This window comes from Maribacter huludaoensis (assembly GCF_029350945.1).
Lineage (GTDB): Bacteria > Bacteroidota > Bacteroidia > Flavobacteriales > Flavobacteriaceae > Maribacter > Maribacter huludaoensis.
Genome location: NZ_JARKMS010000002.1, coordinates 414,739 through 429,777 on the forward strand (window position 1 = coordinate 414,739; position 15,039 = coordinate 429,777).

General features: G+C 36.1%; 16 protein-coding genes. All 16 read left to right on the forward strand.

Features of this window, described 5'->3' with window-relative positions:
• The first annotated feature begins 86 nt into the window (after positions 1-86).
• The 16 genes from cyoE to PXC01_RS06895 all read left to right on the forward strand — a co-directional run bounded on the left by cyoE (position 87) and on the right by PXC01_RS06895 (position 15,033).
• The gene (gene cyoE, locus PXC01_RS06820; protein ID WP_276471567.1) at positions 87-989 is read left to right on the forward strand and encodes a heme o synthase; all 903 of its coding nucleotides are present in this window, start codon (positions 87-89) and stop codon (positions 987-989) included.
• Positions 990-991: 2 nt separating this feature from the next.
• Positions 992-1,573: a cytochrome c oxidase subunit 3 gene (locus tag PXC01_RS06825; protein WP_276471568.1), complete on the forward strand. Its 582-nt coding sequence runs from the start codon at positions 992-994 to the stop codon at positions 1,571-1,573.
• A gap of 97 nt (positions 1,574-1,670) precedes the next feature.
• Positions 1,671-2,648: a cytochrome c oxidase subunit 3 gene (locus PXC01_RS06830; RefSeq protein ID WP_276471569.1), complete on the forward strand. Its 978-nt coding sequence runs from the start codon at positions 1,671-1,673 to the stop codon at positions 2,646-2,648.
• A 53-nt stretch (positions 2,649-2,701) separates the two neighbouring features.
• Positions 2,702-3,085, forward strand: coding sequence for a cytochrome C oxidase subunit IV family protein (locus PXC01_RS06835; protein WP_276471570.1), 384 nt, complete (start codon positions 2,702-2,704; stop codon positions 3,083-3,085).
• Positions 3,086-3,210: 125 nt separating this feature from the next.
• Positions 3,211-3,840 carry a thioredoxin domain-containing protein gene (locus PXC01_RS06840; RefSeq protein ID WP_276471571.1) on the forward strand — a complete coding sequence of 210 codons (630 nt, stop codon included), beginning with the start codon at positions 3,211-3,213 and terminating at the stop codon, positions 3,838-3,840.
• Entirely contained in the window at positions 3,840-4,574 is a 735-nt protein-coding gene (locus tag PXC01_RS06845) for an SCO family protein (RefSeq protein WP_276471572.1), read from the forward strand. The genes PXC01_RS06840 and PXC01_RS06845 overlap by 1 nt, the downstream gene beginning before the upstream one ends.
• Positions 4,575-4,578: 4 nt before the next feature.
• Positions 4,579-5,112, forward strand: coding sequence for a DUF420 domain-containing protein (locus PXC01_RS06850; RefSeq protein ID WP_276471573.1), 534 nt, complete (start codon positions 4,579-4,581; stop codon positions 5,110-5,112).
• Positions 5,102-5,320 carry a hypothetical protein gene (locus tag PXC01_RS06855; protein ID WP_276471574.1) on the forward strand — a complete coding sequence of 73 codons (219 nt, stop codon included), beginning with the start codon at positions 5,102-5,104 and terminating at the stop codon, positions 5,318-5,320. Before PXC01_RS06850 ends, PXC01_RS06855 begins: the two co-directional genes overlap by 11 nt.
• A gap of 115 nt (positions 5,321-5,435) precedes the next feature.
• On the forward strand, positions 5,436-6,683 hold the full coding sequence (locus tag PXC01_RS06860; protein WP_276471575.1) for an ABC transporter permease: 1,248 nt from the start codon (positions 5,436-5,438) through the stop codon (positions 6,681-6,683).
• Positions 6,684-6,722: 39 nt separating this feature from the next.
• The gene (locus tag PXC01_RS06865; RefSeq protein WP_276471576.1) at positions 6,723-7,979 is read left to right on the forward strand and encodes an ABC transporter permease; all 1,257 of its coding nucleotides are present in this window, start codon (positions 6,723-6,725) and stop codon (positions 7,977-7,979) included.
• Between the two features lie 30 nt (positions 7,980-8,009).
• Positions 8,010-9,125 (forward strand): efflux RND transporter periplasmic adaptor subunit, encoded by a 1,116-nt coding sequence (locus tag PXC01_RS06870; protein WP_276471577.1) that lies wholly within the window; start codon positions 8,010-8,012, stop codon positions 9,123-9,125.
• A 95-nt stretch (positions 9,126-9,220) separates the two neighbouring features.
• Positions 9,221-9,922: an ABC transporter ATP-binding protein gene (locus PXC01_RS06875; protein WP_027064946.1), complete on the forward strand. Its 702-nt coding sequence runs from the start codon at positions 9,221-9,223 to the stop codon at positions 9,920-9,922.
• Positions 9,915-11,144 (forward strand): ABC transporter permease, encoded by a 1,230-nt coding sequence (locus tag PXC01_RS06880; RefSeq protein ID WP_276471578.1) that lies wholly within the window; start codon positions 9,915-9,917, stop codon positions 11,142-11,144. Before PXC01_RS06875 ends, PXC01_RS06880 begins: the two co-directional genes overlap by 8 nt.
• Position 11,145: 1 nt before the next feature.
• Positions 11,146-12,402: an ABC transporter permease gene (locus PXC01_RS06885; RefSeq protein WP_276471579.1), complete on the forward strand. Its 1,257-nt coding sequence runs from the start codon at positions 11,146-11,148 to the stop codon at positions 12,400-12,402.
• 44 nt (positions 12,403-12,446) lie between these two features.
• Positions 12,447-13,571 carry an efflux RND transporter periplasmic adaptor subunit gene (locus PXC01_RS06890; RefSeq protein ID WP_036151949.1) on the forward strand — a complete coding sequence of 375 codons (1,125 nt, stop codon included), beginning with the start codon at positions 12,447-12,449 and terminating at the stop codon, positions 13,569-13,571.
• 67 nt (positions 13,572-13,638) lie between these two features.
• Complete coding sequence (locus tag PXC01_RS06895; protein ID WP_276471580.1) at positions 13,639-15,033, forward strand: TolC family protein; 1,395 nt, start codon at positions 13,639-13,641, stop codon at positions 15,031-15,033.
• The last annotated feature ends 6 nt before the right edge of the window (positions 15,034-15,039 follow it).

Here is a 15,039-nt window from a genome sequence, read left to right on the forward strand (position 1 = left end):
GGCACTTTCAATAATACTAGAAATAAAGCATTTAGGTTGCAGAAATATTACTGGGGCGTTATCTTTGCACCCCTATTTAAAGAAATATGAAGATGGCTGTTGGTTCGGAAAATGAAAGTGCTGTTGCATTGATTTTTGCCGATTTTAAGGAGATTACCAAGGCTAGATTAGCTGTAAGTGTCGTCTTTTCTTCTATTGCCGGTTATTTCCTTGGGGCCAATGAAATACTATGGGGGCAAGTGTTGTTATTGGCATTTGGCGGTTATTGTATGGTAGGTGCAAGTAATGCTTATAATCAAGTTATTGAGAAAGATTTAGACGTTTTAATGAAGCGTACTAAAAATAGACCTATTCCTGCTGGTCGTATGACGGTTAACACGGCCATGATACTGGCCATTGTTTTAACATTACTGGGTATTGTGTCATTATATCTCTTGAACCCGAAAACAGCAATGTTCGGGGCTATTTCCATTTTCTTGTACACCAGTGTCTATACTCCTTTAAAAACAATAACACCATTAGCTGTTTTTGTTGGTGCCATACCAGGGGCAATTCCCTTTATGTTGGGTTGGGTGGCAGCTACAGATGATTTTGGTATAGAGCCCGGTACTATTTTTATGATTCAGTTTTTTTGGCAATTCCCACATTTTTGGGCGCTTGGGTGGATGTTGGATGACGATTATAGGGCTGGCGGATTTAAAATGCTGCCAACAGGTAAAAAAGATGCGGCTACGGTGTTGCAAATAATTATGTACACTATATGGATGATGGCGGTTTCTATCATTCCTGTTTTTGGAATTACCGGTAGGTTGCAACTATCAATAGTTTCGGCCATAATTATCTTTTTAATGGGGGCGGTAATGTTGGCGTTTGCATTTCAATTGTATAGAAAGAGAGATAATGTATCTGCAAGAAAATTAATGTTGGCAAGTGTCAGTTACATAACACTGATGCAAATAGTTTACGTAATAGATAAATTTTTAGCTTAATTATGGATTTAACACAAGGTACGGAGGCAGAGAAGAACGCCAGGGCGAAGAAGATGATGCTGTGGTTTGGAATTATTAGCTTGTTAATGGGTTTTGCTGGATGGACAAGTGCTTACATTGTAAGTAGTTCAAGAGAAGATTGGTCCAGTGATGTTTCACTGCCAAATGCTTTTCTGTACAGTACAATCGTTATCATTATTAGTAGTATAAGTTATATGTTGGCAAAAAAGGCTATTAAAGATGGTGAAAATGCCAGCGGTACTAAATGGCTTTGGATTACGTTAGGTCTAGGTATACTTTTTATCTTTTTGCAATTTTCGGGTTTTTCGGAAATGGTGGCACAAGGGTATTACTTTACCGGACCAACTAGTAGTATTAAAGTTTCATATGTCTTTTTGATTGCAATGGTGCATGTAGTGCACGTTGTGGCAGGTATGATTTCTTTATTGGTGGTTTTGTACAATCAAAACAAGGGAAAATATAGTAAAGAGAACTATTTAGGTGTTACCTTAGGGGCAACATTTTGGCATTTTTTAGATTTATTGTGGGTCTATTTGGTGTTATTTATGTTCTTTGTAAAATAAAAAGTGTATCAAAATAAGTTTTGGGTCAAATTGCGTTTTTAAATAGTTCAAAAAAATGTAAATTTGCTAAAGTTTTATTAAAACTATAATTAATTATATGAATTCTACGGTGACTACGGGAACGGAAACAAGCGTATGGGGTGGTGGCAATCAACCTTTAGGAGCAAGCTACGGAAAAATGATGATGTGGTTTTTCCTTGTGTCGGATGCCTTAACTTTCTCTGGATTTTTAGCGGCATACGGCTTTTCAAGATTTAAATTTATTGAAACATGGCCCATAGCGGACGAAGTGTTTACACACGTTCCTTTTTTTCATGGTAACTATCCTATGATATATGTTGCCTTTATGACTTTTATTTTGATCATGTCATCGGTAACAATGGTATTGGCGGTAGATGCTGGGCATAAAATGAAAAAGAATGCCGTTACCTGGTATATGTTCGCTACTGTAATTGGCGGTATTATATTCGTTGGGTCTCAAGCTTGGGAATGGGGTACTTTTATTAAAGGTGATTTTGGTGCTTTAGAGACAAAGGGAGGTAGAATCTTACAGTTTGTAGATGCTACTGATAATGAGAAAAGAGTTGCGTTATCTGAATTTGCAACTTCTATTCCTAGTGAAAGAACCGTTCATGAAAGAAAAAATGGTGTTTGGTTTTATGACGAGGCTACTAGAACTAGTGTTTCTCTTAACGAGGTAGTTGAAGGTTTTAAGGCAAACCCTAATGTATTGATTAGAACAGAGCTTATTAACGAAGAAGGTAAGAAAACCGTACTTGATAGAAAAGCTTCGTTGGCTAAATTAGCAGATGCAACACAAGTTGTAGAAGGTGCTAATTTGGTTCATAATGAATATGGTAGCAGATTATTTGCAGATTTCTTTTTCTTTATTACAGGTTTTCACGGTTTTCACGTATTCTCAGGTGTAGTAATAAATATTATTATTTGGTTTAATGTTATTCTTGGTACTTACGAAAGAAGAGGACATTATGAAATGGTAGAAAAAGTTGGTTTATACTGGCACTTTGTAGATTTAGTTTGGGTATTCGTATTTACCTTCTTCTACTTGGTATAATCCTTATAGAAACAATCAGCATTACTGTATAAAGAATTTTAGATTAAAGTAACATGGCAGACGGACATAAATTAGAAATTTTCAGAGGACTTGTAAAGTTCAAATCCAATACACAGAAAATTTGGGGAGTTTTAGCGTTTTTAACGCTTATAACTGCTGTAGAAGTAGTATTAGGTATTATCAAACCAGAATCGTTGACCGATACTTACGTATTGGGTATGAAGCTTATTAACTGGGTTTTTATTATTTTAACTTTGGTTAAAGCATACTATATCGCTTGGGATTTTATGCATTTACGTGATGAGAAGTCGGCTTTAAGACGGGCAATAGTTTGGACACCGATATTTTTGGTTATTTATTTGACATTTATACTGCTTGTAGAGGCAGATTATATCTATAACGTATATAAAGAAGGCTTCGTAGGTTGGAACTTCTAAGTTATAATTAACAGTATTAAAAGACGGTTTTATAGCCGTCTTTTTTATTTTTGTATAGTTTGTAATATATTGATTATCTCTGTTGTAACCGTTTAAGTGTTTCAGTGTACCAGTCTTCCTTATTTATGAAAAAGACCTTTGTTCTAGTTGTTTTATTTGTGCTGCCAATAGTGGCCTATTTATTCTTTGCTTCAGGTGTCACTAATTTTGGTAAGCTGTCTCAATTGACCAAAAATGTTGCAGAGCTTGGGTTTTCGGATTCAACAAAATTTAAAGATAAGATTACCGTTTTGGGTTTTTTAGGGGCTGATGTGGAAGGTAGAAAAGGTAATGCCTTTAACTTGAACCAAAAGATATATAAGCGTTTTTATGAGTTTACGGATTTTCAATTTGTAATGATGGTTTCTAATAATACCAATGAGGAAGTTAACGCCCTTAAAAAAGAGTTGGCTACCTTGGCGGACAATGATAAGTGGAAATTTGTTTATGCCAGTGATGAGGAGATAAAACAGTTATTCTCTAGCCTTAAAACCGATATTGAGTTGGATAAAAATAATAGTACCCCTTATGTATTTATTATTGATAAGGATTTAACTCTAAGAGGTAGGTCAGATGATGAGGATGATGGTACAAAGTATGGCTTCAATTCTACATTGGTATCTGATCTTAATAACAAAATGGTAGATGATGTAAAGATAATTTTGGCAGAATATCGTCTAGCCTTAAAAAAGAATAACGCAGAACGTTCTAAATAATGAATAAAAAGTATACTTACGTTTGGGTTTCACTGATCGTTCTAATTTTTGGGATTATAGTAATACCAAGAATTGTAGATAGACTGTCCTCTGGTTCGGTCGTTGAAAATGACCGATTAAATTCAGAAGGTAAAAATAGTGATGATGAAGAATTGGCCTATATTTTGTTAGATGGCAAAAGGAGAAAAGTGCCTTCCTTTGAATTTATAAATCAGGACAGCGTTTTGGTGTCCGATAAGGATTATTTGGGTAAGGTCTATGTGGTAGATTTCTTTTTTACCAGATGTCCAAGTATCTGTCCTGTAATGACGACTAATTTGGTAGGTGTTCAAAAGCATTTTAAGAATGCTGATGATTTTGCACTGGCTTCGTTTAGTATTACTCCAGATGTAGATACACCTCAAGTATTAAAAGCTTATAAAGAGAAGTATGGGGTTACCGGTGAAAATTGGAATTTTATGACCGGTGATCAAGAAGGTATTTATGAATTGGCAAACGCAGGTTTTAATATTTTTGCTGCTGAAATGCCAGATGTACCTGGTGGTTTTGAACACTCAGGTCTATTTGCCCTGGTTGATAAAGAGGGATATTTAAGATCAAGAATAGACGAGTACGGTAATCCAATTGTTTATTACCGTGGAGCTATATTAGAGGAAAAAGGGGTCAATGATCATGGTGAAACCGAAGAAATAGGTATTTTAAAGGTTGATATTCAAAAATTATTAGAGGAATAGGATTATGCAGACTAATGCAAAAGAAGAGAAAAAATTTAATAGGTTAATCACTGTAGTTTCAATTATAATACCAATTGTAGTGGCTATTCTTTTTGGAGTCAAGTTGCCAAACGTAGAGCCACTGTCCTTTTTGCCACCTATATACGCCACAATTAATGGATTAACAGCGGTTTTATTGTTGGTAGCGGTTTGGGCTATTAAAAATGGGAATGAAAAACTACATCAGTATTTAATGACAACAAATATTGTATTGTCATTACTGTTTTTGGTTATGTATATAGCATATCATATGACATCTGATTCTACTAGCTATGGAGGTGAGGGAGCAATTAAGTATGTGTATTATTTTATATTGATTACCCACATAGTGCTGTCAATTGCTTTAATTCCTTTGGTATTAAGGACATATGCCAAGGCATATTTAAAAAAGTTTGAAGAGCACAGGGTTTTGGCCAAGTATACTTTTCCTGTTTGGTTATATGTTGCCGTTACCGGTGTAGTGGTTTATTTAATGATATCTCCTTACTATGCGTACTAAACAGTTTTTCTTATTGATAGTGGTATCACTTTTATTGATTCCAATTGATGTAGAAGCGCAATGCGCTATGTGTAGAGCCGTTTTAGAAAGTGAGTCTTCTGGTAAAGCAGCTGAAGGTATTAATAATGGTATCGTTTACTTAATGGCCGTCCCTTATGTTTTGGTGGCCGGTCTTTTCTATTTTATATATAGAAAAATGAGGGCTTAAGCTTTTTTTTTATTTTTTTCCATAAAAAGTGTAACATTATCTTCTTTGGTTAGTCTTATGATTGTGTGATAGTTAAATCGCGCTCATCAATCAATCAAACTAATCAATCCATCTTATGTTCGACTTAGAACGTTGGCAAGAAATTTTCGATACTATTCGCAAGAATAAGTTACGTACATTTCTCACAGGACTTTCCGTTGCTTCAGGAATTTTCATTCTAGTTATTTTATTGGGTTTTGGTCAAGGTATGCAAAATGGTATTGCCAAAGAGTTTGAGCAAGACGCTGCCACAAGTGTTTGGGTTTGGCCCGGTGTAACCACTATTGGTTATAAGGGTATGAATCCTGGTAGGCCTATTCAGTTTAGGAATGAGAATTATGATATGTCCGGTACTTTGTTCGAAGATCAAATAGAGAACAAATCTCCAAGGTTATTTGTTAGAGATGTATTTGTAAATTATGGTAATGATGCTTTGGCATATAACGTGCAGGGCGTCTCTCATCAATTTCAGTTTATTGAAAATGAATTTATGACGCTGGGTAGATTTCTGAATCAGCAAGATGGCGATACTAAAGCTAAAGTGGCCATCATCAGCAACAAGATCAATAGAGAAGTGTTTCAAGAGTTGGAGACTCCCATAGGGGAGTTTTTAGATATTTCCGGTATTCCTTTCAAGATTGTTGGGGTTTATGGTGATATAGGAGGTGAACGCGAAGAGGATCGTATTTATATTCCCGTGAGCACTGCACAGCAAGTTTTTAATGGTGCGGATTATTTGAACAACCTCTCTTATACATTGCCTCCGGTAGACGATTTTGAAACTGCCGTAGCACAATCCATAAAATTTAAAAATGAATTGAAATCATATTTGCAAAATGCACATATGGTTGCACCAGAAGATACTAGTGCGATACAGGTCTATAATCCAATGGAAGAAGCCAAACGCTTTTATTCCTTAATGGGCGGTATTAAATTTTTCTTTTGGTTTGTTGGGGTATGTACCATAATTGCGGGTATAGTAGGTGTTAGTAATATCATGTTGATTGTGGTTAAAGAACGTACAAGGGAAATTGGTATTCGTAAAGCTCTGGGTGCAAAGCCATGGTCTATTGTGGGCATGATTTTACATGAAGCAATTTTTATTACGGCAATAGCAGGTTTTACGGGACTTATATTGAGTATGGGTCTTTTGGAAATTGTAGGTCCACATGTAGAGGTAGATTATGTTTTAAATCCCTCCGTAAATTTCAACGTAGCATTGACCACAGTATTTGTTTTGATTTTTGCAGGAGCTATTGCGGGATTTTTTCCTGCCTGGAGAGCAGCTAAAATTCATGTAATAGAAGCATTGCGAGACGAATAATAAAAAAAGAAAACTTAATTAACTAACTAACATGTAATCATGTTCAATAGAGACCGGTGGAAAGAAATTCTAGAAGTGCTGTCTAGCAATGTATTTAGAACATTGGCTACCTCTTTTGGCGTGGGGTGGGGTATATTCATTTTAATTATTCTGTTAGCGGCGGGTAAAGGTCTGGAGAATGGTATTCGTGCAGATTTTGGGGACATTGCTACCAATACCATGTTCATGTGGTCCCGTAATACGACCATGTCATATAAAGGTTTGCCAAAGGGCAGGCGCTTTAGTTTTAAATTAGAAGATGTGCAGGCCATAAGGGATAATGTTCCTAATTTAAGGTTCATATCCCCCCGAAACCAATTAGGCGGTTTTGGTGGCGGTAACAATGTGGTTCGTGGTTTAAAAACAGGGGCTTTCAATGTCTATGGGGATTATCCTGAAATAATACGTCAAGAGCCTATGACAATTACGGCCGGTAGGTTCGTTAACCATAATGATATACAAGATAAACGTAAGGTAGCAATTATAGGTAACGGCGTAAAAAATGAACTTTATGATCAAGACGAATCGGCTTTAGGTACTTATATAAAAATCCAGGGGGTCAACTTTATGGTCGTAGGTACCTATCAAAAAAAAGATGATGGAGGTGGGGAAGAAGGGCAAAAACAAATTTATGTTCCCTTTACGGCATTTTCACAAGCTTTTAATATGGGCAATGATGTGGGTTGGATGGCGATTACCGCTCAAGATGGAAATTCTATCTCAAATTTAAAAGAAGATATTGTTGGGGTGGTCAAAGAAAAAAGAAAAATTCACCCAGATGATAAACGTGCCGTTGGTTATTTTGATCTGTACGAGCAGTTTAATAGGGTGGAAAGTCTTTTTGGTGCGTTACGATGGGTGGCTTATTTCGTTGGGGTACTTGTTTTATTATCGGGAATTATTGGGGTAAGTAATATAATGCTCATTGTTATAAAGGAACGAACAAGAGAAATTGGAATACGTAGGGCATTGGGTGAAGGGCCATGGTCGATAAAAAAACAAATTTTAATGGAGTCTATTTTCTTGACGATTATTTCGGGAATGATCGGAATCGTTTTCGGGGCGATATTTATTTATGGCGTAAATGCGGTTTTAGATTCCGTAGGTCCCGTGGACATGTTCGTTAATCCTAGTGTAAGTTTGGGCGTGGTAGTAAGTGCTTTGGTCATTTTAATATTCTCTGGCCTGTTGGCAGGTTTCATACCTGCACAAAGCGCAATTAAAATAAGACCTATTGAGGCTTTAAGAACAGAATAAATTCATCAATAAAATATAATCGATCACAAAATGAAAAAGTCAACAACAATTGTAATTTTATTAATTATAGTACTGGCCTTTGGTGGCTCAATGTTTTATTTGTACTCAAAGAATGCGGAGGATCCGGTGGTGTATGATACGGAAGAACCTAGCAAGCAGACCATAATTAAGAAAACAATGGCTACGGGTAGTATTCTTCCATTAGAGGAAGTGCTTATCAAGCCAAATATTTCAGGGGTTATCGATAAGATTTTTGTAGAGGGCGGTGATTACGTGAAATCTGGTGATTTGCTTTGTACCATTAAAGTGGTCCCCAACTTAAGTGCTTTGAACGATGCTAGAAATACTATAGATGAAGCTAAAATAAATTTAGATGATCAATTGCGGAATTTGGAACGTCAAAAAGGTCTGTTTGCCAAAGGGGTCATTTCTAAAGTAGACCTAGAGCGTGCACAAGTAACTTATGACCAATCTAAACAGACCTATGCAGCCGCAAATAAACGCTATGATATTGTAAAGACCGGTACCACCTCTGGGTACGGTAATGCGGCAAATACCCAAATACGGGCTACGGTTAGTGGTATGGTATTAGAGGTGCCGGTAGAAGTAGGAAATCAGGTAATAGAAAGCAACAATTTTAATGAAGGTACTACCATAGCCGCAATTGCAGATGTAGATAAAATGATTTTTGAGGGTAAAGTAGATGAATCCGAGGTAGGAAAAATTAAAGAAAATCTTCCGCTAGAGATTACGGTTGGTGCTATTGAGGACAAGGTGTTCGATGCCGTTCTGGATTATATTGCACCAAAAGGAAACGAGGAAAATGGCGCTATTCAGTTTGAAATAAAAGGGACACTTAAAAAACAAGATTCCGTATTCATCAGGGCAGGTTTAAGTGCCAATGCCTCAATCATTTTGGCTAGGGCGGATAGTGTGTTGGCCGTGAAGGAGGCCTTGGTGCAATTTGATGATAAAACGAAAAAACCATACGTAGAAATTGCAACAGGTGACCAAGAGTTTGAAAGAAGGGATATTGAGTTGGGTATAAGTGATGGTATTCATGTACAGATCAATTCTGGCATAAACGAAGGCGATAAAATTAAGGTTTGGAACGAGGTAAAGCCCGATGAGCTTGCCGAAAATTAAAAACCAAAAAAAATTAATTCAATTCATGTAACAAATATTATACTACATAGTCTAATGAATAGGCAGTGTAAAAATTGTTCAAAACAACAACCAACATGATTCAAATTAAAGATCTTCACAAGTCCTATAAAATGGGCAAAAATTCACTTCACGTTCTTAAAGGAATAAATTTTAATGTTGAAGAAGGTGAGCTAGTAGCTATCATGGGTTCTTCTGGTTCGGGCAAATCTACCTTATTGAATATTTTAGGAATGTTGGATAGCTCTGATTCCGGAGAATATATATTAGATAATGTTCCCATAAAAGATTTAAACGAAACCAAAGCTGCCAGATATAGAAACAAATTTTTAGGTTTTGTTTTCCAGTCGTTCAATCTTATCAATTATAAAAGTGCCGCAGAGAATGTTGCCTTGCCTTTATACTATCAAAAAGTGCCAAGAAAAGAACGTCAAGAAAAAGCTTTAAAATATTTGGAACAGGTTGGTCTTAAGGAATGGGCGGGTCATTTGCCAAGTGAACTTTCCGGTGGTCAAAAACAACGTGTTGCCATTGCCAGGGCATTGGCGGCCGAGCCTAAGGTATTACTTGCCGATGAGCCTACAGGTGCATTGGACAGTAAGACATCTTACGAGGTAATGGACCTGATACAGAAAATTAACGATGCGGGGAATACCATATTGATAGTTACCCACGAGCCTGATATTGCTGATATGTGTAAGCGTATTGTGCATTTGAAGGATGGGGTTATCATAGAGGATAAGAAAATAGAACAAGTAAGAGCCGAGCAATATGTTTGATAGAGACATTTGGCAAGAAATATACCATAGTATAAGCAACAACAAGCTTAGAACTTTCCTAACCGGATTTTCGGTAGGTTGGGGTATTTTCATTTTGGTATTGCTTTTGGCTTCTGTAAAGGGAATGCAAAACGGCTTTACGCTTCAATTTAGTGATGACGCTACCAACTCCATTTTTGTAAGAACAGGTACAACTTCTTTGGCTTATGGCGGATTTGAAGCTGGGCGAAGAATTCAAATGACAAACGATGATGTTGAATATATTAAAAGAAGTTTTCCTAATGATGTAGAATATATAAGTCCTAGGGTATATCAAAATACATCGGCACGTTATAAGAGCGAAACGGGTAGTTACAATATACAAGCGGTTCACCCTGATCATCAGGCTATTGAAAAGACCATAGTCAACAAGGGGCGCTTTATTAATACCAACGATTTGATCAATGCCTCTAAGGTAGCGGTAATAGGTAGAAAGGTTGAAGAGGATTTGTTCAAGAGCGAAGATGCCATTGGTAAGTTTGTTGAGTTCAACGGTCTACCCTTTAGGGTCATAGGAACATTTACGGATGATGGTGATGATAATGCAGAAAGAAATATCTATGCGCCAACAACTACTTATCAAAAAATGTATGGGCAAACCGATCATATCGATCAAATTGCTTTGACTTATAACCCTAATTATGATTTAACCGAAGCACTTGCATTTTCTGATAGGTTGGAAAATGTTTTTAGAAGAAGGTTTAAAATTGCCCCACAGGACCAAGCAGGTATTCGAATCTTTAATTATGCAGAGGTTTTTGAGGATATCAGCAATTTTACTGGTGGTTTGGATATCGCCGTTATTATTGTGGGACTTTTAATTTTGTTATCTGGTATTGTTGGCATCGGTAATATTATGGTGTTCATAATTAAAGAACGAACAAAAGAAATAGGCGTACGTAAAGCACTTGGTGCCGAACCTTGGTCCATTATAAAATTAGTGTTGTTCGAGTCTGTTTTTATTACGGCTTTATCCGGTTTTATAGGACTGGGAATAGCAACAGGATTATTGGCTGCTATAGGACCTAATATTCAAACGGGCGCTTTTGCAAATCCTTCTGTAAGTATGTCCATGGTGGTAACCGCAACTATAATTTTGGTTGTGGCAGGTGTACTTGCAGGGTTGATTCCGGCAATGAAAGCGGCAAGAGTAAAACCAATTGTAGCATTAAGCGATAAGTAATATGTGGATATTTGATAGAGATTTATGGTCAGAGATTTTTGCCACATTAGGTAAGAACTTGTTTCGCACATTCTTAACCATGTTAGGGGTTATCATCGCTATGATAATTCTTGTATTGCTTTTAGGTGGTGCAAACGGAATGAGTAATGGTTTTCAAAAAATATTTGCAGGTACCGCATCTAACAGTCTGTTTGTATGGAGTCAAAGTACATCAGAGCCTTATAAAGGATTTGAAAGAGGACGTAGAATTCAATTTAAATTGGAAGATGCTACCATTTTAAAAGAACAGATTCCAGAAATAGAAGTTCTTGCCCCAAGAATAGAACTTGGTAGTCATAGAGGAGTGGTTACCGTATATAGAAATGGTTTGACTAGTGGTTCGGCAGTTTATGGTGATTATCCTAATGTCGATGAAATCATGAAGAAGAAGCTAGTAGAAGGTAGATTTCTAAATGAAAATGACATGACCGAGTCTAAAAAGGTGTGTGTTATTGGAGAAGAAACGTATAAACTATTATTTGAAAAAGGTGAAAATGCTATAGGGGAAGATGTTCGTATTAACGGAGTGTTTTTTAATATAGTAGGTATTTATAAGCCAAACCAAAACATAAATATTGACGGAGAGAATTCGGTTTATATTCCGTTTTCAACATTTCAAAAAGCATTTGGTTCTGGAGATAGAATGGGATGGATGGCAATCTCGGTTCAGTCAGATACCAAAGTACCTGTAGTGGAAAGTCAGATAAAACGTTTGCTGAAGAACAAATATGATATCAACCCAACAGACGAACGCGCCATTGGTAGTTTCGACATGTCTGAAGTGTTTAATAATGTATCGGCATTTACAGGTGTGTTACAAGGCGTCTCTTTCTTTGTTGGAATTTTGACTTTATTGGCAGGTGTCATTGCTATTAGTAATATTCTTTTAATTACCGTAAAAGAACGTACAAAAGAAATAGGAATTAGACGCGCCTTGGGTGCAACCCCTAAAGTAGTAAAGAGACAAATTGTACTGGAGTCTATCGTAATTACGGTATTTGCAGGTTTTGTCGGTTTTGCAATCGCAATCGGGTTTCTAGCTATTGCGAATAATATGATCGGCGAGAATAGTGATGTACCCTTTTATAACCTTATGATCAGCATACCACAATTTTTAGGTTCCTTTGTTTTAATGGTAGGTCTTAGTGTTTTAATAGGATTGATACCTGCGAATAGAGCCATTAGAATAAAACCAATAGACGCTTTAAGAGAAGAGTAACAGACCAAACAACAAAAGAATAAATAACAATCAAATAGTTGAGCATGAACAAGTATGTAAAGTACGTATTAATAGGATTAGTAGTTTTTGGAATACTGGCTGCAGTAGTCTATTTCATGAAAAAGAACAGCACTCCTTTAAAAACATATGAAACGGAGACCGTTGAAAAAAGAGATATTACCAACAAGGTTGTTGTTACCGGTAAGGTAATACCACAAGATGAAATTGAGATCAAACCTCAAATTTCTGGTATCATTCAAAAAGTATATTTAGAAGAAGGTGTTCAAGTTAAAGCGGGTGATCTAATTGCTACGATAAAAGTTGTACCTAATGAACAGTCTTTAAATCAGGCTCGTGGTAGAGTAAACAATGCCAAAATTTCTTTAAGTAATACAAAGATTGAATACGACCGAAATAAAACACTATTCGATAAAGGAGTGATTTCTAGTCAAGATTTCAATGCGTTGCAATTACGTTTTGATCAGGCTACGCAAGAACTGCAAAATGCTCAGGCAGACTATCAGATAATTAGAGTAGGTTCTGCAGGTGGCTCATCTAGTGCCAATACCAATATTAGGGCTACGGTAACTGGTACTTTATTAGAAATCCCAGTAGAGGTAGGTGATCAGGTTATTGAAAGTAATAATTTCAATGACGGTACTACGATTGCATTTATTGCAGATATGTCTAAAATGATTTTTGAAGGCGAAGTTGATGAAGCTGAAGTGGGGAAACTTAAAGTAGGAATGCCATTAGAAATTAGCATGGGTGCTTTACAAGATGAAAAATTTAATGCCAAATTAAAGTTCATAGCACCTAAAGGTGTTGAAGAAGAAGGTGCCGTTCAGTTTAAGATAGAAGGTGATTTGGTAGTGTCTGATAGTACTAATATTAGAGCTGGTTATAGCGCAAATGCAGCAATTGTCTTAGAAGAAAAGAAAGATGTGCTTTCTATTAAAGAAGCATTGTTGCAGTTTGATAAAGAAACCAATAAGCCATACGTTGAGGTAGAGACAGGTGATAATGAATTTGAAAAAAGAGAACTTGAGCTTGGTGTAAGTGATGGTATAGATGTGGAAATTGTTTCTGGTATCGATGAAGATTCTAAAATAAAAATCTGGAACAAGTTAGAAGCTAAGAGTGAAGACAATGGTCCGAACGAGGATTAAAAATAATCAATCAAATCAAAAAACGAATCGAGCAGCCTATGTATAGGTTGGTTTAAAAAAGAATAAAATGAAAGTAAAAATCACGGGATTACTACTATTATGTTCTGTTGTAATGGGTATGGCGCAGCAAAAGAAATGGACTTTAGAGGAGTGTGTGGCTTATGCTGTAGAAAATAACCTGACAATAGAACAATTGGAATTGGATTTGGCAACGGTTAAAATAGATAAATCAGATGCGGTCGGAGCATTTTTGCCTAATTTAAATTTAAGTTCTGGAGTTTCTGAAAGGTCAGGTTTAGTTGTTGACCCTAATAGTAATGCAAATGTTTCTGGAACTATATTTTCTGTTACTCCTGGTATTACCACTGGCGTTACACTTTTTGATGGTCTTCAAAATATCCATAGATTAAACAGAGCTAAATTAAATACTATAGCAAGTCAATTTCGTTTGGATGATTTGAAAGATGATATTCGACTTAGCGTGGCTAATTCATACTTGCAAATATTGTCCAATAAAGAGGCTTTAGAGGTAGCTAAAGCGCAATACGCAGTAACTGAGCAGGATTTAAAAAGAACTAAAGAGTTAGTGGATTCTGGAGTTGTGCCCAGAGTAGATTTATTGGAAATACAAGCTACAGCAGCTACCCAAGAACAACAAATAGTCAATAATGAAGGTCTAATTTTAATATCTAAGATTAGTTTGGCTCAGATTCTACAAATAACGGATTATGCTAATTTTGAGATAGCAGATGAAGAGTTTAATATACCTCTTTCAGACATTTTAAATAACTCGGCAAAGGATATTTTTTCTAAAGCATTAGAGTTTAGAAACGATATCAAGGTTTCAGAATCTAACGTCGCAATTGCTGAAAAAGATCAACAAATTGCCAAAGGGGCACTTTATCCTACCATAAATGCTTTTTTTAATTATAATACATTTTATACAAATCAATTTGCGCCAGTACCAGACCCTAATAATCCTGGGCAATTTTTGTTTGACCCCAATAATCAAGGCACACTTCTCTTAACTAGAGAATCAATTACTAACCAGTTTTATCTTAATGATGGTATTTCTTATGGTTTTCAAATTAATGTACCAGTCTTCAATGGATTCAGTGTAAAGAATAACATTAAACGTGCAGCGATTAATTTGGAAAGTTCAAAGCTTCAATTAGAACAAGATAAGCTTGCCTTGGAGGCAGAAATACAGCAAGCATATGTTAATGTGTCTACCTTTTTAAAATCATATGAAGCAGCCGAAAAAACTTTGGAAGCGACAACGTTGGCTTTTGAATATTCAAAAGAAAGGTTCGATGTAGGTTTAATGAACGCTTTCGAATATAGTCAGGCTCAATCAAGGATTGACAATGCAAAGGCAGATGTTATTAGAACGAAATACGATTACATATTCAGATTAAAAATATTAGAATTCTATTTTGGTATTCCTATTTCGTTAGAATAGAATAAA

What these genes read in the sequence shown, in the direction of transcription:
- PXC01_RS06830 (WP_276471569.1), top strand. Translation starts at nt 1,671, where the DNA reads ATGAATTCTACGGTGACTACGGGAACGGAAACAAGCGTATGGGGTGGT.
- PXC01_RS06835 (WP_276471570.1), top strand. Translation starts at nt 2,702, where the DNA reads ATGGCAGACGGACATAAATTAGAAATTTTCAGAGGACTTGTAAAGTTC.
- PXC01_RS06855 (WP_276471574.1), top strand. Translation starts at nt 5,102, where the DNA reads ATGCGTACTAAACAGTTTTTCTTATTGATAGTGGTATCACTTTTATTG.
- PXC01_RS06880 (WP_276471578.1), top strand. Translation starts at nt 9,915, where the DNA reads ATGTTTGATAGAGACATTTGGCAAGAAATATACCATAGTATAAGCAAC.
- PXC01_RS06860 (WP_276471575.1), top strand. Translation starts at nt 5,436, where the DNA reads ATGTTCGACTTAGAACGTTGGCAAGAAATTTTCGATACTATTCGCAAG.
- cyoE (WP_276471567.1), top strand. Translation starts at nt 87, where the DNA reads ATGAAGATGGCTGTTGGTTCGGAAAATGAAAGTGCTGTTGCATTGATT.
- PXC01_RS06870 (WP_276471577.1), top strand. Translation starts at nt 8,010, where the DNA reads ATGAAAAAGTCAACAACAATTGTAATTTTATTAATTATAGTACTGGCC.
- PXC01_RS06865 (WP_276471576.1), top strand. Translation starts at nt 6,723, where the DNA reads ATGTTCAATAGAGACCGGTGGAAAGAAATTCTAGAAGTGCTGTCTAGC.
- PXC01_RS06895 (WP_276471580.1), top strand. Translation starts at nt 13,639, where the DNA reads ATGAAAGTAAAAATCACGGGATTACTACTATTATGTTCTGTTGTAATG.
- PXC01_RS06875 (WP_027064946.1), top strand. Translation starts at nt 9,221, where the DNA reads ATGATTCAAATTAAAGATCTTCACAAGTCCTATAAAATGGGCAAAAAT.
- PXC01_RS06845 (WP_276471572.1), top strand. Translation starts at nt 3,840, where the DNA reads ATGAATAAAAAGTATACTTACGTTTGGGTTTCACTGATCGTTCTAATT.
- PXC01_RS06890 (WP_036151949.1), top strand. Translation starts at nt 12,447, where the DNA reads ATGAACAAGTATGTAAAGTACGTATTAATAGGATTAGTAGTTTTTGGA.
- PXC01_RS06825 (WP_276471568.1), top strand. Translation starts at nt 992, where the DNA reads ATGGATTTAACACAAGGTACGGAGGCAGAGAAGAACGCCAGGGCGAAG.
- PXC01_RS06885 (WP_276471579.1), top strand. Translation starts at nt 11,146, where the DNA reads ATGTGGATATTTGATAGAGATTTATGGTCAGAGATTTTTGCCACATTA.
- PXC01_RS06850 (WP_276471573.1), top strand. Translation starts at nt 4,579, where the DNA reads ATGCAGACTAATGCAAAAGAAGAGAAAAAATTTAATAGGTTAATCACT.
- PXC01_RS06840 (WP_276471571.1), top strand. Translation starts at nt 3,211, where the DNA reads ATGAAAAAGACCTTTGTTCTAGTTGTTTTATTTGTGCTGCCAATAGTG.